19 protein-coding genes are annotated in these 21,926 nt (G+C 37.6%); 2 read left to right on the top strand and 17 right to left on the bottom strand.

All coding sequences use genetic code 11. From position 1 onward, the window contains the following. Positions 1-168: 168 nt before the first annotated feature. The 9 genes from QSJ81_RS25270 to QSJ81_RS25230 form a co-directional block, all read right to left on the bottom strand. Positions 169-366, bottom strand: a complete 198-nt coding sequence (locus QSJ81_RS25270) for a hypothetical protein (protein WP_285720060.1) — start codon at positions 364-366, stop codon at positions 169-171. 165 nt (positions 367-531) lie between these two features. Then, entirely contained in the window at positions 532-939 is a 408-nt protein-coding gene (locus tag QSJ81_RS25265; RefSeq protein WP_285720059.1) for a DUF2000 domain-containing protein, read from the bottom strand. 141 nt (positions 940-1,080) lie between these two features. Then, on the bottom strand, positions 1,081-1,569 hold the full coding sequence (locus QSJ81_RS25260; protein ID WP_285720058.1) for a prolyl-tRNA synthetase associated domain-containing protein: 489 nt from the start codon (positions 1,567-1,569) through the stop codon (positions 1,081-1,083). A gap of 101 nt (positions 1,570-1,670) precedes the next feature. Continuing rightward, positions 1,671-2,912, bottom strand: coding sequence for an NAD(P)-dependent malic enzyme (locus QSJ81_RS25255; protein WP_285720057.1), 1,242 nt, complete (start codon positions 2,910-2,912; stop codon positions 1,671-1,673). 426 nt (positions 2,913-3,338) lie between these two features. Beyond that, positions 3,339-4,529, bottom strand: a complete 1,191-nt coding sequence (locus QSJ81_RS25250) for an MFS transporter (RefSeq protein WP_285720056.1) — start codon at positions 4,527-4,529, stop codon at positions 3,339-3,341. Positions 4,530-4,555: 26 nt separating this feature from the next. Further along, on the bottom strand, positions 4,556-5,449 hold the full coding sequence (locus tag QSJ81_RS25245; RefSeq protein WP_285720055.1) for a LysR family transcriptional regulator: 894 nt from the start codon (positions 5,447-5,449) through the stop codon (positions 4,556-4,558). Positions 5,450-5,856: 407 nt separating this feature from the next. Continuing rightward, complete coding sequence (locus QSJ81_RS25240; RefSeq protein WP_038673247.1) at positions 5,857-6,597, bottom strand: beta-ketoacyl-ACP reductase; 741 nt, start codon at positions 6,595-6,597, stop codon at positions 5,857-5,859. Positions 6,598-6,657: 60 nt separating this feature from the next. Then, positions 6,658-7,839 (bottom strand): thiolase family protein, encoded by a 1,182-nt coding sequence (locus tag QSJ81_RS25235; protein WP_352230938.1) that lies wholly within the window; start codon positions 7,837-7,839, stop codon positions 6,658-6,660. A gap of 422 nt (positions 7,840-8,261) precedes the next feature. Beyond that, positions 8,262-9,170 (bottom strand): DMT family transporter, encoded by a 909-nt coding sequence (locus QSJ81_RS25230; protein WP_285720054.1) that lies wholly within the window; start codon positions 9,168-9,170, stop codon positions 8,262-8,264. 104 nt (positions 9,171-9,274) lie between these two features. On the opposite strand from QSJ81_RS25230, the gene QSJ81_RS25225 reads away from it, so the two are divergent. Further along, positions 9,275-10,759, top strand: a complete 1,485-nt coding sequence (locus tag QSJ81_RS25225; protein ID WP_285720053.1) for an aminotransferase-like domain-containing protein — start codon at positions 9,275-9,277, stop codon at positions 10,757-10,759. A 64-nt stretch (positions 10,760-10,823) separates the two neighbouring features. Here the strand turns inward: QSJ81_RS25225 and QSJ81_RS25220 are convergent, their stop codons facing one another. From QSJ81_RS25220 to QSJ81_RS25195, 6 genes are all read right to left on the bottom strand, one after another. After that, on the bottom strand, positions 10,824-12,854 hold the full coding sequence (locus tag QSJ81_RS25220) for a flagellar assembly protein A (protein ID WP_285720052.1): 2,031 nt from the start codon (positions 12,852-12,854) through the stop codon (positions 10,824-10,826). A 501-nt stretch (positions 12,855-13,355) separates the two neighbouring features. Continuing rightward, positions 13,356-13,655, bottom strand: coding sequence for a putative quinol monooxygenase (locus QSJ81_RS25215; protein ID WP_285720051.1), 300 nt, complete (start codon positions 13,653-13,655; stop codon positions 13,356-13,358). Between the two features lie 58 nt (positions 13,656-13,713). Then, complete coding sequence (locus QSJ81_RS25210; protein ID WP_285720050.1) at positions 13,714-16,122, bottom strand: anaerobic ribonucleoside triphosphate reductase; 2,409 nt, start codon at positions 16,120-16,122, stop codon at positions 13,714-13,716. Between the two features lie 495 nt (positions 16,123-16,617). Beyond that, the gene (locus tag QSJ81_RS25205; RefSeq protein ID WP_285720049.1) at positions 16,618-18,258 is read right to left on the bottom strand and encodes a putative polysaccharide biosynthesis protein; all 1,641 of its coding nucleotides are present in this window, start codon (positions 18,256-18,258) and stop codon (positions 16,618-16,620) included. Positions 18,259-18,335: 77 nt separating this feature from the next. Next, positions 18,336-18,932 carry a DedA family protein gene (locus QSJ81_RS25200; RefSeq protein ID WP_285720048.1) on the bottom strand — a complete coding sequence of 199 codons (597 nt, stop codon included), beginning with the start codon at positions 18,930-18,932 and terminating at the stop codon, positions 18,336-18,338. 455 nt (positions 18,933-19,387) lie between these two features. Continuing rightward, a complete protein-coding gene (locus QSJ81_RS25195) occupies positions 19,388-20,176 on the bottom strand; it encodes an MBL fold metallo-hydrolase (protein WP_285720047.1) in 789 nt (262 codons plus the stop codon). A gap of 97 nt (positions 20,177-20,273) precedes the next feature. Here QSJ81_RS25195 and QSJ81_RS25190 point away from each other — a divergent pair, with 97 nt between their 5' ends. Further along, a complete protein-coding gene (locus QSJ81_RS25190) occupies positions 20,274-20,693 on the top strand; it encodes an Lrp/AsnC family transcriptional regulator (RefSeq protein WP_285720046.1) in 420 nt (139 codons plus the stop codon). 5 nt (positions 20,694-20,698) lie between these two features. Here QSJ81_RS25190 and QSJ81_RS25185 read toward each other — a convergent pair whose 3' ends face one another. Beyond that, positions 20,699-20,908: a DUF1653 domain-containing protein gene (locus tag QSJ81_RS25185; protein WP_285720045.1), complete on the bottom strand. Its 210-nt coding sequence runs from the start codon at positions 20,906-20,908 to the stop codon at positions 20,699-20,701. A 355-nt stretch (positions 20,909-21,263) separates the two neighbouring features. After that, a partial coding sequence (locus QSJ81_RS25180) for an HD-GYP domain-containing protein (RefSeq protein ID WP_352230936.1) occupies positions 21,264-21,926 on the bottom strand: 663 nt, incomplete at its 5' end.

Here is a 21,926-nt window from a genome sequence, read left to right as displayed (position 1 = left end):
TCAGTATCGGTTGTGTAATGCTTGTGGGTAGTCGAAAGATTGCGTATAGGTATGTAATGATCGGTATTGGCTGTAGCGTAGATCATTACGGGCTCTTTTTTAAGTTAACGGTTTATTCCGTTAGCTTTTATTTTTATCTTGTTAGATCTCCTCATTATTTTTCATAACTTACGTCCCTTTTTCTTTTTTCTCTACTTTTTCTTGATCAATAGCAACTTCCTTTGCGATTTCAAATTGCATTTCTTGTTGCTGCAATAAACCTCTGGTAGAACGGTTTTCCCTCATAGATTTATCTTGGCTGTAATATCTTTTCTGGTAAAGCTTTTTACCAATATAAAAGACTGAAAATAAAGCTACTAATACCAATCCTGCAGCTAAAGTATTTCCTCGCTGGAGTCAACTTATGAATCGTTTGGTCCTCTCTAGCATTCATATAATAAAGGACCTCAATCCTATATTTATAAGGATTGAGATTCTCTTAGCAATTAGCACTAATACCATATTATTTAAATTCTAAGTTTATCACAAAATCTACCTTAGAAGCCCTAGATTACCAGTAAAACTGTTAACCTTTTTTACTGGTCCACATAGACAAAGCCCCATATAATGTATCTCGCTATTCTTCATGCTTGATAGACGTTGTGTATATTCTCCATAATCTAAGCACCTTTGGGCAATTTCGCTAAAATCTACAACAATTACATCAGAGTATGCCTCATCAAACAATTTGTCACGAATTGTTTTCACTTGTTCTCGTGTGGCTCCTAAAATAGGAATTGTTTTCGTAGTTATTCCCAAATGTAGTTTACCATTATCATCTGCGATGCTTTCGCCAACAACCTCTGGAAATAACTTACCCAAACTGATACCCAATACTGCTGATGCATTGGCAATCAGCCCGAGAGGCAGTTCCTTATTAATAACGATTGCTACTTTCATTACTATATTCCCTCCTGTCCTAACTTCTTATATAATAGACAGCCGGTCATACAGCGTATAGTAAAAAATTGATAAAAATCATATTTTGCATGTAGCCAATTCACCAAACTTTTGAGTCAAATCAGCTGATTTCGCAAATCCTTAAATAGTTACATAAGTGATTTTATTGCCATTCTGCTGGATTACTTTTTTTATGTCATCAAAAGAAACCCAGACAGTTGCCGTATTCTCATTTGGGTGAAATCCAAGGCTATTTTTACCTACCAAATCTTGATCAAAGACTACCTCAACAGCACAATCTGTGTCGTTGATGATCCCAAAAGGTGTTACTGCGCCTTTACTTAGTTGCAGGTATTTTTCCAGCCTTTCTTCAGACGCAAAGCTTAAAGCGGTAGTTCCCATTTGCTCGCGCATTTTTTTCAAATCAGCTTGCTTATTCTTATCCAATACTACAATAAAATGTCGCTTACCCTTGTAATCTCGCAAAAATAGATTTTTACATACATCATCTAGATTGGTAATTCCCAGTTCATCCATTTGCTCTATTGTATAAGCAGCTGGATGATGGATTACTTTATAATTAATTTTTAATTCATCTAGTTTTTCAAAAACCTTTTTCTGTTTCTCCATCCTATTCACTTCTTTCTCTTTACCATATTAAAGTTGATTTTACCATAAAATACAAATTCCTGCAAAGCTATGCTGCTTTGCAGGAATTCACATTATCTATTTTATTTTTGATCAGCAAGTGTAATTCTTGCTGCAGCCTTAGCCCTTACTTCTTCAGGATCTACTATAATTCTAGCAACACCTGTTTTAATTGCAGCGCGAGCTACCGCTGCTGCTACAGCTGGAGCAACTCGTTTGTCAAAAACTCCAGGTACAACATAATCTTCTCTTAGTTCTTCTTCTGTTATTAGCTCTGAAATGGCATATACGGCTGCCAGTTTCATTTCTTCATTAATTTGTCGAGCTCTCACATCGATAGCTCCACGAAAAATTCCCGGAAAAACGCAAACGTTATTTACTTGGTTAGGAGAATCTGAGCGACCCGTGCCAGCTACTTTTACCCCGGCAGCCTTGGCATCAGCATAACTAATTTCCGGTTCAGGATTGCACAAAGAAAATACAATGGAATCTTGATTCATACTCTGAACAATCTCTTTCGTGAAGGATCCAGGTTGTGAAACACCGATAAGCACATCTGCACCTTTTGCAATGTCTTGCAGGCTACCTTGTTCTTTTTTCAAATTAGTTCTAGGCAATAAAGCTGCTTGAACCCGATTTACACGAGATGTCTCCATCCCATCATACATGGCACCTTTGGAATTCATCATAACTACATGCCCTACACCAGCATTGAGTAATAATTGTACGATGGCGGTACCAGCTGCACCAGCACCATTTACTACAACCTTAACCTCATGCAACTGTTTTTTTACTAATCGCAGTGCACCAATCGTAGCAGCTACAGCAGCAATGGCAGTCCCATGTTGATCATCATGAAACACAGGTATGTCCATTTGCGCCTTGAGAGCATCTTCAATATCATAGCATTTAGGAGAAGAAATATCCTCTAAATTGATCCCTGCAAAATTAGGTTGTAACAGTCGAACGGTTTTGATAAATTCATCTGCATCCTTCGTGTCAATTGACAAGGGAATAGCATCTACGTCACCAAATACTTTATATAGTACAGCCTTACCTTCCATTACAGGTATAGCTGCCTCTGGACCAATATCACCAAGACCGAGCACTCTAGTTCCATCAGTAATAACTGCCACCATATTACCACGGCAAGTATATTCAAAAGATAAATCTTTTTCACGATGAATTTCCATGCAAGGTTCTGCTACCCCTGGGGTATATGCTAGACTAAGATCATGACCATCTCGTAGTGGAGTCTTAGCAATCACACCTAATTTACCATTCTTTTCTCGATGATAGGTTAATGCTTCGTCACGTAAACTCATATTTTATCTCCTTCTAGCTATTATTTTCTATATCAACTAAAGCTATATTAATTTTCTCACTTAGAACCGCTTTAATGTCGACTTTTAGCGCTTTCAATTACATTATATGATTATTTTAAATATAAAGATAATATCGAATATTTATTGTATGATAACTTTTAGTTATACTATCTATACCCTTTAGTTGTATCTATTTAGCACTATTGGTAGCTTTGCTTCTGATGTGCTTTAACGATCTTTGGGTTATAATCAAATACACTATACGCTACTTACGATATAAGACACAAAAAGCCTTGCCAAATTCACAGAGTTGGCAGGCTTTTTTTACCGTTAGCTGGTACAGTTCTGCGTACCACTAGCAACGGCGAAACTTAAAACCGGGAATCAGAAGTACCGTCCGAAATCACTGATTCCCACAATTAATGATTAAATTTTTCCCCTAAGAGGTATAGTTAATGGAATAGTAAAAAGCACTACTATCGCAACAATTATTACGACAGTTTTTATTCCGACTATGTCGCTTGCCATCCCATAAATTGAAGGAGATAGTGCCCCTGCACCAATCGTTGCTGTATAGAATATTGCAAAAGCCTGTTTCCTACGTTCCTCAGAAACCAATTCAGGAACGCTCCCATAAAGTACAGATGAAGTACCATTTAGGGCTACTCCGAGAATCGGAGCGAGTAATATCGCATTATTTATCGGAAGGTTAAGCATTGCCCAAATACAAAAGGCTGTAATAATCTCCGTAATGATTACTGATCGTAGTATTCCCAATTTTGTAGCTAGCGTACCACATACGAATTTACCGACAGATCCCCCTGCAAATACAAGAGAAAGGGCTAGTCCTATGGTTGTCACCCCTGCTCCTTTTTCCTGCAATAAAAACGGAAAAAAGGTTAAAAAGCCCATCCGCGTTGCACTATCAATAACTCCTATCATTGACAGGGACCAAAACGCTTTATTTTCCTTCCATTTTAAATGACTTATGGCTGTCGTTGTTTTCTTATTTTCTGTATTTATATTTACTTGCCGAATGCTTTTGCTACTTAGGAAAATAGTGATAACTACCCCCATACCAACAATACCAAGTACATGGATTGTAGTCGGCCAATTATATTGACTAATTAAGAAAGCAGCTACACTTGGCAAAACTAGTTTTCCCATGTCTCCAGTTACATTAAAAGTACTCAGCGCAACTCTCCGTGCATCGCTATCTGTGTAAGCATTGGAGATTATAGAAGATGATAAAGGATGCTGTACGCTAGAACCTAATCCTCCGACTACGAGTAAGCAACCTAGAAAAATTGGGGTTGCAGACCACCCAAGCAGCCAAACAGAAACACTTGTAAGGATAGTTCCAAGTAACAATAATCTAATTTCACCAACTCGATTAGCAAGATTAGTAGATGGCACCTGAAAACATGCCATAGTACCCGAAAAAAGTGTTTTTAAAAAACCAATTTCAGTAAAATTTAATGAAAATTGAGCTTGCCAAATCGGGAAAAAAATATATAGCATATCCGTAAATCCATCATGTATAAAATGTGCTAAACTTCCAGTTAACAAGGCTTTCTTACGTATCCTAATTTGTTCGTTATCATAAAATTTTTCCATTTGATCTCCCCCACAAATGATATCACCTACGTCGATTGTAAATATCCTGATAATTCGCTATGAATATTTGCATTTTCAGCAATCATTGCTAATAAAGTACGGGTTGCAATAGTAAATGTTTTTTCTCTATGGAATATCACAGAAAATATAATTTCAAACTTAGGTGCATTATTAAACTCAACAAGTGTTCCGTCATCTAAATTTTGCCTAACCAATACTTCTGGCAATACACCAACTCCCAATCCATTTAATACAGCCTGCCTAATTGCTTCAGAATCACTGTATTCCAACATTGGACTTATTTCCTTTTCCCGTAATACCCTATCATATTTTGCTCGATAAACACTCCCTTGCTTCAGTGCAATGAAAGGGTGCTGCCAAAAGTTATTGCCATACTTCTCGATAAGGAAAGGGTGCGCGATCCATACTAGTCTTTGCGCCACAACGTTAAATTGCAAAATCCTATTATTTGAGATTTCGTCGTGCACAAGTGCAAAATCAAAACTGTTATCTAATATACCTTTAACTGCAATCGGCAGACTAAAACAATGCTCAATATTTACCGATACATTAGAAACCTTCTCTTGAAACTCCCGTAGAATAGGCGAAAGCGTATGCGCTGCAACTGCGGTGCCAAGACCTATTTTAATCGTTTTATCATATGAGAATTCTTGTAAGACAGCTTGTGCTTCTCCATGTATTAACAATAGTTTCTCTGCATAACCAATCAAACGTTGACCCGCTTCTGTTATATATAACTTTTTTCCTACCCTCTCAAATAGTAAGACCCCAAAGTGTTCTTCCATTGTTCTGATTTGGGTCGTTACTGTAGGTTGACTAAAATTTAGTTCTTCTGCAGCTTGAGTCACATTGCCTATCTTTGCAACCAAAAGAAAGGTTTGTAGTAATCGTAAATCCATTTAGTTAACACATCCCACAATTTTACTCTTTTTATATTGTAGGACATTATTATATGCCTGACAATTAAATAAACTCTCACTTTTCGATTTTTCCTCCTCTTTAACAATACCTGTTCCCTGGACAAAAGGGAAATTGAATATATTGATTGAATCAATAGGATTTTCCAATTTACGTTTTAATTTGTGGGACGAACTTTTTAAAAATAGACTTTAGGCTTTTCATTAGAGGCAATTCATGTCCTCTTTACCAAGGATGAAACTACGCAAAAACAGGTATTTAGTTGGAGTCTTATTTGCTCTACCAACAGTTAGATGCTGAAAAAGCCTTCTTGATTACTCAAGAAGGCTCTCTTTTACTTGTTGAGAACTATTATATCACGTTCTCTAAATATAATTTGGGGATCAACTTATAGAGTGCAAGCACCATCTACACTTAATACTGTTCCGTTAATATATTTAGCATCATCTGAAGCAAGGAATGCAAAAGCTGCTGCTATTTCTTCAGGTTCGCCTAATCGTCCTGCAGGAACTTTAACAAGAATTCTATCTTGCAATACTTGCTCAGGAATTTTTTTCACCATGTCTGTACCGATAAAACCAGGAGCCACGCAATTGAAACGTAGTCCAGATTTCGCCATTTCTTTTGCCCATGATTTAGTCATACCGATTACGCCCCATTTTGTCGCTGCATAATTGGTTTGTCCCATGTTTCCATAGATACCTACAACGGAAGACGATGTTAAAACAACACCTGACTTTTGTTCTAGCATATATGGTAATACTGCGGAAGTACAATTAAACACGCCAGTAAGATTTACAGAAATGACTGCATCCCAAGCATCTTTTGTCATTTTTTTCATCATAGCATCTTTTGTAATTCCCGCGTTGTTAATCAACACATCTACTTTACCAAAAACCTCAATCGTTTTGTCCATCATATTTTTAACACTCTCTGGGTTCGCTACATCAACTTGAACATAAAACGCAGCAGTTCCTTTTGCTTCTAGTTCAGCTACAGTACCTGATCCATCAGCAAAATCAGCAACAACTATTTTCGCACCTTCCTCAGCAAATCTAAGGGCAGTACACTTGCCAATCCCATTAGCAGAACCAGTAATGATTACTACTTTATCCTTCAAACCTCTCATTTTAAAAAACTCCCTTCAATACTCTTTTTATATTATAAACCTTTGCCTATAACATCGCTTTTAAATTGCCTCGATTACAGTAGCAATAGCTGGTCCCCCACCAACACATAATGAAGCAACACCATAACGCTCACCAGAACGTTTTAATTCGTATAAAAGTGACACAATTATTCTGGCAGCAGTACACCCAACTGGGTGCCCCAGCCCAATTCCAGAGCCGTTACGATTAACATTTCTAAGATCCAAATTTAATTCTCTATTTACTGCTATAAATTGGGCTGCAAATGCCTCATTAATTTCATAATAACTAATTTGATCCTTTGTCAAGTTTGCATCCTTCAGTACTTTAGGAATAGCAAACGCTGGTCCTATACCCATAACCTCTGGATGTACTCCCATATTTGCACTAGCAACTACACGAGCAAGGGGCTTGATCGAAAGTTCACGGGCTTTCTCGGCAGACATTAATACTAATGCGGCTGCGCCATCATTAACACTTGATGAATTGCCTGATGTTACGGTTCCATTTTTCTTAAATGCAGGTTTCATACCAGCTAGCTTTTCAACTGTAAAATCATCTCTCGGGTGCTCATCTGAATCGACTACTACTGCTCCTCGTCTTGTTTCAATAGTTACAGGAACAATTTCCTCTCGAAAGACTCCACTACGTTGTGCAGCAATTGCTCGCTGATGACTCAGCAATGCTAATTCGTCTTGTTCCAAACGAGATATATTGTACTGCTCAGCCAAGTTTTCTGCTGTAACGCCCATATGATAACCCTGTATTGCACAAATTAAACCGTCATGCAGCATAGAATCATGAATCCCACTATGACCCATACGATAACCTTCACGAGCACCTTTTAGAATATAAGGAGCCTGAGACATACTTTCTGCACCAACAGCTACCGCAATTTGCGCTTTTCCAAGCATGATCGACTGTGCCGCGGCTTCGAATGCTTTCATACCGGAACCACACTGCTGATCAACCGTATATGCGTACCCCTCAATAGGCATTTTGCATTTTAACTGTATCTGGCGGCCAGGGTTCCCTTTTGCTCCACCTTTGTAAATCATGCCACAAACAAGTTCTTCAACCTGATCAGGTTTTAAATTGGCTCTAGCTAATGCTCCGTTTACAGCTGTTACTCCAAGATCAATAGGACTTACGTCTTTTAACACTCCAAGGAAATTACCAATTGGAGTTCTTGCAGCACCAACGATTACTACCTCGTGTATCATTACTTTGACCTCCTTGATCTCCCTTAACTATATAACCGTTGATCTTACCTATAAGTAATGCAAGTTATGTGCCAATAATTAGATCTTTTAAAAATCCCCTTAAACTCAATTATTGTGCTACATCTATTATTTATTTCTAACTTTTTTGTCCTATGGCGTACTATAAATAGACAGCAATGTCTATTATATTAGACACACTTACCTGCTATATTATGCTTCAAATACAAAAGGCCACCTTAATCAATTAATGATCAAAGTGTCCTTTAATAATAGGCATAGTTATTCAGATTATCCTAGAACCGTTTAAGACTCTGTAATCGTTCCGCCATTAACATGGAGCACCTGTCCTGAAACATAGTAGGAGTCTTGTCAAGCGAGATATACATACGTTGGCTCAATCTTTTTAATGAAAAGGTAATTGTTTAAGAAGCAACTACACTTTGTAATCTTTTTTTTAACCAAACTTCCAATATCCCAGCCCGACTAACTAAAAATATACCCCAAAGTACCAAACTAACCCCGATGAATGAGTAAATTGATAAATATTCTGACAGAACATAGTAACCAACAAATTGGGCAATCACTGGTGAAATATAGGTCCATGTTGATGGTAATAATGGTCCTGCACGATTTACTAACCAGTAATAAGATCCATGACCAACAAGTGAACCAAATACAACAAGATAAGCCCATGAAAAGAATATATCATAGTTGATAGTTACTTCAGTTCGTTCTGTAGCTAAGGATAGCATGATAAGCAGACTTCCTCCAACTAGCATTTGCCAGCCATTGAGTAGGGCGGGACTTAAACCAGCAGCTAAGATTTTTTTTGATTTCATTGTGCCAAAAACGCAGCCAACTTCAGCGGCAAGTATCCCCGCTACAGCTAATAAAGCTTCTTTCGTCACATCGATCCCTAAGGCAGGAAATACTGCAACGCCTACCCCAATAAAGGAAATAAATAAACCACAGCCTTTAATCCAAACACTTTCTCGCGAGCCCTGAAACCATTCTACAATACCTATCATAATCGGCGTGGTTGCAGCTAATAGTGCTGCAATACTTGACGAGATATACTGTTCACCCCAGTATAAACAGCCAAACATGATCCCAGTCATAAAGATACCAACTAGTAAAACATCTCTATACTCTTCGCCTCGTAAGCTAATTTTGCCATACAATAATTTAACAGCAACCAATACGATAACGCCCGCGATAAAAAACCTGGTACCGGCAAAGAGAAAAGGTGACACTCCAGCTTCTATACCAACCTTAATCGCGAGAAACGTGGTACCAAAAATTAAACACATCAAACCATATACTATATACATAAGCTCTCCCTCTTTTCTGTTATATAACATTCGTGTATATTATTCTTATAAAACCATTTATTTACTATAACAGTCAAGGAACAGGTATAACAGTTGGAGGACCTATGAAAATTTCTATTAACCGCCAAAGTAACGTTTCGATTCGTCAACAAATTTATTTGGAAATATCTCAGCGTATCCGTTCTGGTTTAATTGCACCGGATTTTAAACTACCTTCGGTGCGAGAATTAGCTAAAGATCTAAATGTTAGCTTAGTAACTGCACACCAAGTTTACAAAATGCTTGATCATAGCAACTTAACAGAAAGCATTCGGGGTAAAGGTACCTTTGTGCGCAGTGCGAAAGATGATACTTTAGATACGAATAATCCCTCCGCTACTTTTGATTGGCAGCTTTCTGTGCCTGACTATCTGCCGCGAGCTAGTTTTTGGAGTCAAAGTACGGTACGCTTACCATCCAATATATTAGATTTGGCATCTGCTTCGGTACATCATTCGTTACTGCCTATGCACTTAGTTCAAACCTCTATCCGTCAAACACTCGACAACTCTCCCAGCTCCCTAGGGAAATACGCTAATTTCCAAGGGGATAGTGACTTCATACTTGCTTTAATAGACTATTTAAAAGTGATATCAATTGATTTAACCCCCCACCAATTAATCGTTACAAGTGGTACACAGCAGGGAATTGACCTATTTGCACGCACCTTTCTTGGACCTGGTGACATTATAGGAGTGGAGACTCCGTGCTTTTCTGGAGCCATTGATGCTTTTCGCTTGTCTCATGTCAACCTGCACCCCATCCCTGTTGATAGCAATGGAATACGAGTTGATATACTAGAAGATTTGGTACCCTATACTCGTTTTAAAGCTATTTACACTGTTCCCACTGGGCAAAACCCTACTGGTGCCATTATGTCTTTATCACGGCGACAAGATTTACTGAATTTTGCAAGGCAGCATAATGTCCTCATCTTGGAAGACGAACCACATCGTGAACTAGAAATGGATAAAATAAAATGCTCTATTTTACCGCCACCGTTAAAGATGTTAGATACAGACGGACGGGTAGTTTATCTTAAAGGTTTTAGCAAATTTCTCTTTCCTGGCATGCGACTTGGATTACTTGCTGCAGATGGCAGTATCTATAATCGACTGCTTGCAGCCAAATCCATTGCTGACCTAGGATCTCCTCTTTGGCTGCAAAAGTCTCTTGTACCGTTTTTTCGTAATCCCCAGCTTTTCTCTTCCATTCGCAAAATGAATACCGTTCTTGACAGCCGTCGTAAAACTGTTCTCCAAACACTAGACAGCCTTCTGGATCCTCGTATTATTCGTCCTAAACAAACTGCTGGTCTCCACTTATGGCTGTCAATGCCAAAGGGGATTCACACCGATTTCTTAATTCCTGAAGCCCACCGTCGCGGCGTACATTTCCTTCCCGGTTCAATTTTCTATCCTGGAGAACCTGAGACCAATCATCTGCGAATTTGTTGGACTAACCTTACAGACGTAGATTTACCAAAAGCGCTCAAATTACTTTGCGAGTTACTCAACGATGCTGTTTTACATCCAGACCTTTTCTCTTAAGTTCCTCATTAGTAACTATAAAGACTAGCAGATAATAAAACCTGCTAGTCTTTATAGTTACTAATTACCGTAATGATGTAAACTTAATTTCCCCATCATGCACATATAGAGAGACATATTTGAGAGGATCATTGAGGGGTTTTGTTAAGGGTCCCATAAATAATTTGACGCCGGGGTAAATGACACCGTTCACATGTATCTTGCCTGGTTTAAGAGATTTGAGAAGGTCTTCAATATGAGCTATGCGTTGCCGCATCTCGTCTAAACTAACCCTCATAGTATTGCATTCCGCTTCTTTTTTTGCATATCGATCTCTTTTTTCAGCCGAAAGATTTTCAACACCTTGGCTTAGAATGTAGGACAGTGATTTTTTTAATTCTTCATATAGAGCCATTGCCTTTTTACTTTCAAGACGAATCTTAAATAGTTCATCCTTAAGATACGGATTGACGGAGACTTCAATATCAGTAGCAACATTGGCCTGATTGCCGATGGTGAGAGCGCGAATTTCTTCACCGGCTGATATCCGTCCGCCACGAACAAGACCGCGCTGCCCTTCTACAATAACTTTGACACCTGCAAAAACTGAACTATTTAAAATTACATCGCTAACATGAACTTCCTGATCAGCATAAACAGTAGCATTTTCTATAAAATTCGTCCTTAGGCGCTCCCGTGCTTTAATTACGCTACGATTCATTCCCTGAATGCCCCTGTGGATAATGATGTTATTAGCTTCTACAATACCACCACAAATGCTGCCGCATATTTCAACATTACCGCCTGCTTTTACTGAAAATTCAGGTTGAACTGAACCACGGACAATAACACTCCCCCTGAATTCAATATTCCCACTGGAATAATCAACATCCCCATCAATTACAATGACTTCTATGACATTGATACGCTTATCGAGAAATATATGCAAATGACCATCAATTGCGGCATAAAGGCGCCAATCATCAACATTAACTACATTTTTTCCTACAGGCATTAGTATGTCTTTCCCCGGTTTCGCTAAAATTGGTAGGCCAAAGACGTCTATTCCCGAAGTACCAGGTGTAGCGGGAATTTTCTCTACTAATAGCTGTCCTTCCTCTACACAGAGAAAACTATTATTTTCCTTAAAGTCAACGCGCCCGTCATCCATTTCTACTGGACGTCCTTGACTATCACTATCGACATGATAATGCAGAAACGCATCATTCCCATTACAAGACGTCTTACCACGTGCAACAACAATATCACTCCCTGCACGTAATTGGGTGAGTGATTCAAGAGCGGATACGTCAATACCGTAAACAACACCAGCCGATTTCAATTTGTCTATAAGTTGCGACATTGTAACATTAGAAACATCTTCTGGTATGGTAAGATCAATCCTAGCTTCCAGACGATCCCGCCGCACCCTTACACGAATATTGGGCTCCATCTGAATCGACGCCAGTGCATTGACTATTAGTACTGGTTGACCAATAGCCTCCTTGATCACCGTGGAGATGAAGTCACTATCAAAATCGGTAAATTTTTGCTTCATCAATTCTTGAATAATATCAGCCTTTTTTACTGGTAATCCAGTATTGACTGGAGACCACACACTAAGATGAACGCCAGCATCCGTTGCTGTAATTTGATAGCGGCCATCTTGTGATGGTAGTGAATTCATGATTAGTATCGGTCTGCCAATAGCTTCTCTGATTACCGTAGAGATAAAATCACTGTCAAAATTGGTAAACTTTTGGTTAATCAAATCTTGAATAATCTCAGTCTTTTTAACTGGCGATCCCATATTAACTGGTGACCATACACTGAGATAAACGCCAGTATCAGTTGCTGTGATTTGATACCGACCGTCTTCGGATGGCAATGAACTAAAAATTTGTATTGGCTTACCGATGGCCTCCTTGATTACTATGGAGATAAAATTACTGTCATAGTTAATAAAATTTCGATTGGTCAAATCTTGAATAATTGTTGCCTTTTTTACTGGCATCCCATTGTTACCTGGAGGCCAGACACTAAGGCATACGCCAGTATCAGTCGCGGTAATTTGATATCGGCCATCTTCTTTCAGGGGAGAAACTTTTTCATTCATTGGGCATCTCCTTTTGACAGTATTACTATTGGCACTATTCTTTGAACTTTTATTTATGCAGGTACACTAATTTTCAAGTTTTATTTTTACCATCTAAATGGATTAATTTAAACCTATACTTTTAAATAATAAATCATTTTGTAATTTTTTACCTATACCAAAAGGTATAGATTACCAAATAAATTCAAAGAAAATGAATAACATTTAGATAGCTCCTTATTGAGACAAAAATAAATCCATGTTTAGGATTATTCATCCCAAACATGGATTTTAAATCTATTGTTAGATATCAATATTCTATTTTACCAGTAAAACCCGTACTTCGAGTTTCCTGCTTCCTTCATAATCTCGCCTTCTCTTACTAGTCTTTCGACATTACAAATATTCAATAAATATAATTAGTTATAAATAATCGCCTTTTACGACGGATAAATAAAAAGTCCTGCAAAGTAAGTTACTTTGCAGGATTTTTTCAGTTAATAATTGTCAAGTTCTCCATTATTAGCGAGAAATTGCAGCCACTTCTTCATACAATTTGATTTCTGGTTTTTCAAGAAGCAAGCCGGAAATTGTGCTAAATAATTCTTTTAAATAAGGTGTAGAACCATGATGATCTAGTGCTTGCTGATCTTGATATTTTTCATAAAAGAAAAATTGTCCAGCATTGGTTTTGGAACGATGAAGCACATATGCTACAGTGCCTTCTTCCTGTTGCACCTTAGAAAATACGGTCTGTAACGCAGCCTCTAGTTCTTTTTCTTTACCTGGTTTTGCCTGCATATTAGCTACTAACGTAATCATATGTTAAAGTCTCCTCTACTAAATACTATGTGATTAGTTATAACACATTTTTAGTAATTTAATTACTACTAGTTTCGTTTCTCACACCATGCTTAACCCGATCTTTTTCTTCTGCCCGTTTACCATCATTCCATTTATCCATAGTACCTACCAAGTATCCAGTAATACGGCGAATACGTTCGAAACCCATGCCGCCTTCCCCTTCTACTCGTCCACATTTTGGACATTGATCGCCAATCACACCTGTAAAACCACATTTCGGATCACGATCTACTGGATGGTTAATGGAGCCATAGCCAATGCCGCATTCCTTCATCTTGCGAACAACCATTTCAAAAGCATCTAGATTTTTTACTAGATCTCCATCTAATTCAATGTAGGTAATATGGCCTGCATTGGTCATGGCATGATAAGGAGCTTCTATCTCAATTTTTCTGGCAGCTGGAATTGAATAATATACAGGAACATGGAATCCATTTGTGTAGTAATCCCGATCCGTTACCCCAGGAATAATTCCATAATTTTTAGCATCAATTTTTACAAAACGTCCTGATAAGCCTTCTGCTGGTGTCGCAATCAAGGAAAAATTCTGTTGGTACCTTATTGCTGCCTCATCCATACGTTTTCTCATATGTCCAATGATTGCAAGTCCAGCTTCTTGGGCTGCCTCCGATTCTCCATGATGTTTTCCATAAAGAGCGGTAAGAGTCTCCGCTAAGCCAATAAATCCAATAGTTAGAGTGCCATGTTTAATTACATCTTCTAGCGTATCTTCCCATTCCAATTTATCCGAATCAAACCAAATCTTCTGTCCCATTAAGAAAGGAAAATTCTTAACTTTTTTATTCTTTTGGATTTCATAACGATCTAATATTTGCTGAATTACCAGTTGAATTAAAGAATCTAATTCTTGATAAAAACCATCTATATTAGGCGCCGTTCTTTCACCTAAACAAATACCATGATTAATTCCTATTCTCGGAAGATTGATGCTAGTAAAGGAGTTATTCCCCCTCCCAAAAATAATACCATCGGATTCAGGGAATACGGATCCAATAACCCTTGTTCTACATCCCATTGTCGCAATTTCTGTTTCAGGACGACCTGGTTTATAGTATTGCAAATTAAATGGTGCATCAATAAAGACGAAATTAGGAAATAACCGTTTGGCTGAAACACGACAAGATAATTTAAATAAGTCATAGTTAGGATCTTCCGTGTTATAGTTAATGCCTTCTTTTACCTTGAAAATACTAATTGGGAAAATGGCTGTTTCTCCATTACCTAAGCCAGCTTCTACAGACAATAAGAACTGTTCTACGACCAATCGGCCTTCCGGCGTAGTGTCTGTCCCAAAATTAATGCTGCTAAATGGTACTTGTGCCCCTGCCCTAGAATGCATGGTATTTAGGTTATGCAAAAATCCTTCCATTGCTTGATAAGTTTTCTTTATTGTTTCCCTTTTAGCAAAACGATAAGTAAAATCCTGTACTTTATCGATCTCAGATTCCGTTATAGTAATGCCATATCCTATTAATGCTTCCTTCAAACGGGATGCTTCTTGTCCATGATAAGCTTGATATTCCGTCTCACCAATTCGAGGATAATCTCCTTCCTCACCACTATATTGATGGACTGTTTTTAAGAGGATTTGATCAATAGTGTCTTCCTCTAGATTTGGAAAATCAATGATCAATACTTTTTTCATATTTTCTGCATATAACTTGATAAAAGTTTTTGCAACACCTGCAGCTAAGCCATAATCAAAATTAGGAATGGATTGTCCTCCATGCTGATCATTTTGGTCGCTTTGAATCGCAATGGCTGCTAATGCAGCATAGCTCATAATATCTTGTGGCTCTCTTAAATGGCCATGCCCTGTAGAGAAACCATCGCGAAATAGCTTCTTAATATCAATCTGACAGCAAGTCAAGGTGCCGATAGCCTCAAAATCCATATCATGGATGTGAATATAACCAGCCTGATGAAATTTAGCATGTTCTGGTTTTAATATATGATGAATCGCAAATTGCTTAGACCCTGTTGCCCCATATTGAAGCATCGTTCCCATAGCGGTATTTCCATCTACATTCGCATTTTCTCTTTTGCCATCAACTTGTTCTGCATCTTTAAAGGTAATGTCCTTATAATCCATCATCAAACGCATATTTGCTTCCCGCACTTGAGTACGCTTGGCCCGATAAGCAATATACTTTTTAGCAACAGCTACCTCTTCTGACTGCAATAATACATCCTCAACAAGGTCTTGTATTTCTTCCACTGATAAGCTATGTATTTTACGTGTCTCAATGTTAGTAAGTACTTTGTCTGTTAATAGCTGGAGTTTTTCCTTTTTCACTACACCATCAAAGTTTTCCTTGTAAGCCTTTTGAATTGCCGCATAAATTTTTCCTGGATTAAATTCCACTTCACGACCATCACGTTTAACAACTTGAAAATTGCTCATATTTCCCCACCCTAAATATTTATATTTTTAAAACTAAACTACTCAAATCTTTGCATTTTAAAATTAAAGCAACTTCCATACACAAAAATACTTATTTTTGGTGGATTATTCACGCCCACCAAACAAGTAAAAAAACGTTACATTTGAATAAAATAATTATTCTCTATACGTAATTATATCACTATATTTTTTTAAACCAAGACTTGACTTTTACTAATTTACGATTATCTATAAAATTTCAAAATACACAACATATAGTATTATCTTTTCTTTTTAAAAGCACATGTTGTATTTTCATTATCTAAAAATCCTAGGGTAAAAGTCCTAAAATTCTGCTTAAAATTAAAAAGATTAGGCAAGACCTCAATTGTTTTTGCCTAATCTTTGCTTTATTAAATTACCAATTTTTTAAACCAACTCAATATATCCAGTCTTGTATTTAGCTCCCACTATTTGATGATAAATTTTACAGTTAGGATATTATACCTAATAAAATTAGTCCTTAAATAGTCCAAACTTACGCAATATAGGCACTACACGAGAACCAATCAACGGTACCTGTTTCATATCGCTCTCGCTAATGCCGCCAATAACGAGCAATACTCCACCATATACAATAATACCAAAGGTCATAGCTGTAAGAGTGGCAAGGGCTATATGAGACGTAGCCGAGACAATGGCATCATAACTTATGTAAATAACACTTCCCATAACAGCGGCTGCAACACTTGGTTTTACTAAGCTTTTTATCTCAATGGCATAGCCAACATAACGATGCACATAATAAATATTCAAACATGCGGCAACTCCAATATCAGCAACCGTGGCCCAAGAGGCCCCTTTGATACCAAGAGTCGGAATAGCCGTTAACGCCCAATTCAAAACAACCTTAAAAATAGCTGCAATCCCCATATTAATAACGGGAATGGCAGTATGCCCCATACCTTGCAATACTCCTGTTGTCACCTGGTGTATGCCTAAAAGAAAAATTCCAATAGATATAATACTTATTGAATGGCTAGCCTGAGGTGCATTATAAACCATCTGAGAAATAGGTTCGGCCAACAACCACAAAGCTGCAAAAGCGGGAATGGTCACCAAATTAGCAATTCTCATAGCAGATGCTGTTTGCTGATAAATTCGCTTGGTATTACCTAGGGAAAAAGACTCCGATATGGCTGGCACTAAACTCGTAGCCAACGAAGCTGTTAAAATCGTAGATAAATTCAGCAGTGGCACTGCCATACCTGTTAAATAACCAAACAATTCAGTCGCCTGCTCCACAGTATACCCTGCTACCTCTAAACGGGCAGGAACAATAAATAAATCAAAATTTGCCACAATGGGCAGCATAATACTTGATAAAGATACTGGTAAAGCAAGCTTGACTAGACGTCTTATGATGCTCATACTCGGTTCTTGTATACGGTCTATAACTTGCCCCTCTGTATCTTTTCTACCTTGTTTTTGCAGGCGAACATAATAATAAATTAAAACCAGCAGGCCTGCCACAGCTCCTGGAGCAGCCCCCAAACTGGCCCCCCCTGCTGCATATTCTAAGCCTTTTGGCAGTAATAAACTTGCAAAGATTAACATCGTACCAACTCTAACTAGTTGTTCGGCAATTTGTGATACAGCAGTTGGCGTCATGATTTGGCAGCCTTGTAAGTACCCACGATAGCTGGATAAAATCGTAACAAAGAAAACTGCAGGTGCTAAAGCCAACAGGGAATAGTAGGCCCGAGGATCTCGAATAAAGCGGTATTCAATTAACAAACCTGCACCAAAATATAGCAATAAACTGAAGAATAGTCCTGTGATAACTAATACCGTTAAGGAAATTCGAAAAACACGATTTGCCCCAACGTAATCAAATAAGGCCCTTTTTTCAGCAGTAATAATGGAAATAGCTACAGGAATGCCTGCTGAAGATACGCTTAACGCCAATAAATAAATAGGAAATGCCATTTGGTAAAGACCAATGCCCTCACCACCTAATACTCTTGATAAAATAATCCAATTTAAGAATCCAATAACTTTAACAACAATGCCACCTACGGTCAAAATCAAAGTGCCTTTTAAAAAGGAATTAGAACTTCCTTTATTCTTATTGATTTGTTCATTTTCTTCCGTCATCTTATATCCTTCGCTCCATAATATGATGCTTACCGTTCCTCACTCTTTATACTACCCTATATCAATCTGCTTTACCCTTATGCATTCTTACTCTTTTTATTTAGATAATACAATAAAAGAATAAAAATTCCGCCAGCAACAAGTAAGCTAGCTTCATGACCAATTGTACGTATTGTTTCCCAATTCGCCCCAAGCATCATTCCTGCATAAACTAGGGCAATGGTCCAAGGTACAGACCCTATAATAGTATACAGGATAAATTTAATAAAATTAACTTTTGCAAACCCTGCTGGCAATGAAATAAAAGTGCGTACAACGGGCAATAGCCGCGCTAATAGGACGGTAATTAGCCCATAGCGATCAAACCATTTCTGCGCCATGGCTACCTTCTGCTCAGACAAAAAAATATATCGTCCATATCGTGTGACAAAAGGCGGCCCCCCATAATAGCCAGCTAAGTAAGAGCCTATCGACCCTAATAAACCGCCTACTACACCTGTCATCACAGCCAAATTAAAATCCATTCTTCCTAAAAAAACAAGATAGCCAGCAAAACCAAAGATCAATTCGCTGGGTATCGGTATATTCGCACTTTCCAACGCCATACCTATTAAAATAGCAGGATAGCCCCATATATCAATCAAATGAATTACATATTGGAAAATTTGCTCCATAATACCCCCAAGAAATAAATTATATCACAATTACGCTATTAATATAGTGTGAATCTGAAATATACTTACTATACATCACATAGAAATTTTATTCCTTTTATAATGATTTTGCAAATATTATTATAAAAATCGTTCACATCATACATAGCATTAATAAGCTACATTCATAAATAACGAAAGGAATAGTCGGCCTCTTTCTAGAAGCTAACTATTCCTTTTCTAACTGACATAATTATAATAAAGAAGACTTGATTCAGATGGAGTTTTAACTCCATCTGAATCTTAGCCCTTCTTATCCAGGGACTTAGCCGCTCTTAACTCCCACTTATATAAGTGAGCCTTGGGTCCGGAGACCCTTAGAGCGAACTTACTTCGAGTTTACAGACTGTTATCCTGACCAGAGGGAAGGGTATTACAGACTGTTAACGAGATGAAGATGGGAGTCTTAGAGCGGTTTAGTCATCGGATAAAACTATTTTTTCACCATCTAGAGGAATAAACACTCTCTCTTGTAAACCTTCTCTCTTTAAATAATCACTAAGTGCTTTCCGTGATAAAAGGCAATGATTTATGGCCTCCATATGAACAGCTACTACTTTTGTCTCACTCTCATACCTACAAAGGTCCCCTACATCTTCCTTTGTCATAGTAATAGGGTCACCATTTAAAAATTGGGCCGCCCCAGCATTCACTACCGTTACCTGTGGATGGTATGTACCCAAAACACTCTCTACCTCTGAGCAATAAATAGTATCTCCAGCTATATAAAGCATAGGTTCACCTTTCGCTTCCAGAATATAACCAGAGACTGGCGACATAGCGATACCTATTTCCCCTGTTCCATGTTGACCTGCGGTGCGGATAATATTTAACCCTTCCCAGCAATTTTGTTTAAAAATCGGAATAACACGATAGAATCCTAATTCCTTCAGTTTGCTCTCATCCTCTGGTTGACAGAAAATCGGTTTATCTTTAGGCAACAGCTCTGCAGCAGCATCATCAAAATGATCTCGATGCATGTGAGTCAATAATACAGCGTCAATATTTTGCAAAAAATCCTGTGAGCAAGTCAACTCAACCAGAGGATTGGGGCGTTGATTTGTTGAATTGACGATAGGCGGCATCAGTCCTGCCGGACTTAACATCGGATCAATTAGCAATGTTCTACCACTCATACTTACCAATAAGGTAGCATGTCGTAACAGCTGAAGCTCCATATCATTCCCTACCTTTACATGTGTCATTTCCTACTACTATTATGACAATAAATTGAGTTCATTACAATTTTACGATGAAAGACTATAGGGCCTTCCACTTACAGGATGAAAGGAATGAGCTAACATGCTTGATAAAACAGATTGGGAGATATTACAGTGCCTACAAAATAATTCTCGTATGCAATGGCAGGAAATTGGTAAATTAGTTCATTTAACTGGCCAAGCAGTAGCTGCACGTATTAGACGAATGCAAGATTTAGAAATCATTGAAAGTTTCACTATTACTCTCAACCAAGAGAAGCTCGGTAAACCCCTAATAGCATTTATAACCGTATTTATGAAAACTACAAATCACTCTCTCTTTCAGGAATTTGTGAAAAGTCGAGAGGAAGTGCTGGAAGCCCATAAAATAAGTGGTGAAGGATGTTATTGGCTCAAGGCTATCTTGGCCAATCAACAACACCTAAGTGCACTTCTTGACGAAATATTATTGCATGGGAATTATCGTATTAACCTATCCATTTCTGATATAAAGAAGAAATAGGTTCATTAATCTCCAACATATGCAAACCGTTTTACCGCCTGCCCTTCCACTTGAACCATTTCCTCAAACATAGCTAAGGGGCGTATCCACATTCCCTTATCCCCATATAAAGCTTGATACACAACAAAATCCTCTAGCGTTTCACTATGCTTAGCAATCATTATTACTTTATATACCTTACCTTTAAAATGACGATAAGTTCCTAATTTAATCATATCCATCCTCCAAATATTGTAATTAACTTATACTCAATTAAGAACTATAAGAATTTTTAATATGGTAGCTCCATTTTAACATATCCTCAAAACGTTGAGACTTGTTTGGGTTAATAAAAATAAAGATTTTTGAAAGTAAAAAAGTCAGCAACCTTGCAAAGGTACTGACGTTTCAAAATAAGGTGCGCCTTCTTACTTATTTATCGGAAGTTAAAGACCCCCTCTGATAAATATTCCTTGTATATTCTTCCAAAAGTTTCTCTAATCTATTTAAAATTTCTATTTCATGGCTCTTACTTTTCGGTTTGTTTAAAAGACTTATAAGATACTCTATTTCTTCGTGATACTCCACGATTTACTCTCCTCCTAATAAAAAGAAATTTACTAACTCAGAATTAAAGTGAGTTCCTCTTCCATCATGCAGGACTTGAATCGCTTCCTTTCGTGTCATTGCTTTACGATAGGCCCGATCTGAAGTAATCGCTTCATAAACATCTACAATACTTAATATTTGTGAAATTAAAGGTATTTCTTGACCTACTTTCCCAAATGGATAGCCCTTGCCATTAAATTTTTCATGGTGGCAAAGAACTGCTTCTGCTAGTGAATCCAATTGCTTTATATTTTTCAAAATTTCAAAACCATATTGGGAATGCTTTTTTATAATTTTAAATTCATTTCGAGTCAACTTCTCAGGCTTATTTAATATATGGGGGGGGATTTTTATTTTACCTATATCATGAAGTAGGGCAGCCGACGTTATATCATCAATGGTGGAAACTGACAGATTGAGTCTTATTGCAAAATCAGCTGCCATACTGGCTACCTTATAAGAATGCCACGCTGTCCCTGCATCATGTTGATTTAATAAGTTCAGCAAATGATTTATTACTTCTAGCTTCGTTTTAGAAGCATAATGAAATGCAATTTTATTATTTTCTAGCAAATTTTGTAGTATACTAAATCCTCCTTTTAAAAAAGCAACAAAAAGTAATGTAACACAATATACTTGTGTTAC

The sequence above is a fragment of the Pelosinus sp. IPA-1 genome (assembly GCF_030269905.1).
GTDB lineage: Bacteria > Bacillota > Negativicutes > DSM-13327 > DSM-13327 > Pelosinus.
The sequence above is the reverse complement of the archived record's forward strand: the minus strand, read 5'-3'. Positions and strand labels throughout refer to the sequence as shown.

Excerpts from the sequence above, each read along its gene's own strand:
- QSJ81_RS25265 (WP_285720059.1), bottom strand. The coding sequence starts at position 939 with ATGAAAGTAGCAATCGTTATTAATAAGGAACTGCCTCTCGGGCTGATT.
- QSJ81_RS25260 (WP_285720058.1), bottom strand. The coding sequence starts at position 1,569 with ATGGAGAAACAGAAAAAGGTTTTTGAAAAACTAGATGAATTAAAAATT.
- QSJ81_RS25255 (WP_285720057.1), bottom strand. The coding sequence starts at position 2,912 with ATGAGTTTACGTGACGAAGCATTAACCTATCATCGAGAAAAGAATGGT.
- QSJ81_RS25250 (WP_285720056.1), bottom strand. The coding sequence starts at position 4,529 with ATGGAAAAATTTTATGATAACGAACAAATTAGGATACGTAAGAAAGCC.
- QSJ81_RS25245 (WP_285720055.1), bottom strand. The coding sequence starts at position 5,449 with ATGGATTTACGATTACTACAAACCTTTCTTTTGGTTGCAAAGATAGGC.
- QSJ81_RS25240 (WP_038673247.1), bottom strand. The coding sequence starts at position 6,597 with ATGAGAGGTTTGAAGGATAAAGTAGTAATCATTACTGGTTCTGCTAAT.
- QSJ81_RS25235 (WP_352230938.1), bottom strand. The coding sequence starts at position 7,839 with ATGATACACGAGGTAGTAATCGTTGGTGCTGCAAGAACTCCAATTGGT.
- QSJ81_RS25230 (WP_285720054.1), bottom strand. The coding sequence starts at position 9,170 with ATGTATATAGTATATGGTTTGATGTGTTTAATTTTTGGTACCACGTTT.
- QSJ81_RS25225 (WP_285720053.1), top strand. The coding sequence starts at position 9,275 with ATGAAAATTTCTATTAACCGCCAAAGTAACGTTTCGATTCGTCAACAA.
- QSJ81_RS25220 (WP_285720052.1), bottom strand. The coding sequence starts at position 12,854 with ATGAATGAAAAAGTTTCTCCCCTGAAAGAAGATGGCCGATATCAAATT.
- QSJ81_RS25215 (WP_285720051.1), bottom strand. The coding sequence starts at position 13,655 with ATGATTACGTTAGTAGCTAATATGCAGGCAAAACCAGGTAAAGAAAAA.
- QSJ81_RS25210 (WP_285720050.1), bottom strand. The coding sequence starts at position 16,122 with ATGAGCAATTTTCAAGTTGTTAAACGTGATGGTCGTGAAGTGGAATTT.
- QSJ81_RS25205 (WP_285720049.1), bottom strand. The coding sequence starts at position 18,258 with ATGACGGAAGAAAATGAACAAATCAATAAGAATAAAGGAAGTTCTAAT.
- QSJ81_RS25200 (WP_285720048.1), bottom strand. The coding sequence starts at position 18,932 with ATGGAGCAAATTTTCCAATATGTAATTCATTTGATTGATATATGGGGC.
- QSJ81_RS25195 (WP_285720047.1), bottom strand. The coding sequence starts at position 20,176 with ATGACACATGTAAAGGTAGGGAATGATATGGAGCTTCAGCTGTTACGA.
- QSJ81_RS25190 (WP_285720046.1), top strand. The coding sequence starts at position 20,274 with ATGCTTGATAAAACAGATTGGGAGATATTACAGTGCCTACAAAATAAT.
- QSJ81_RS25185 (WP_285720045.1), bottom strand. The coding sequence starts at position 20,908 with ATGATTAAATTAGGAACTTATCGTCATTTTAAAGGTAAGGTATATAAA.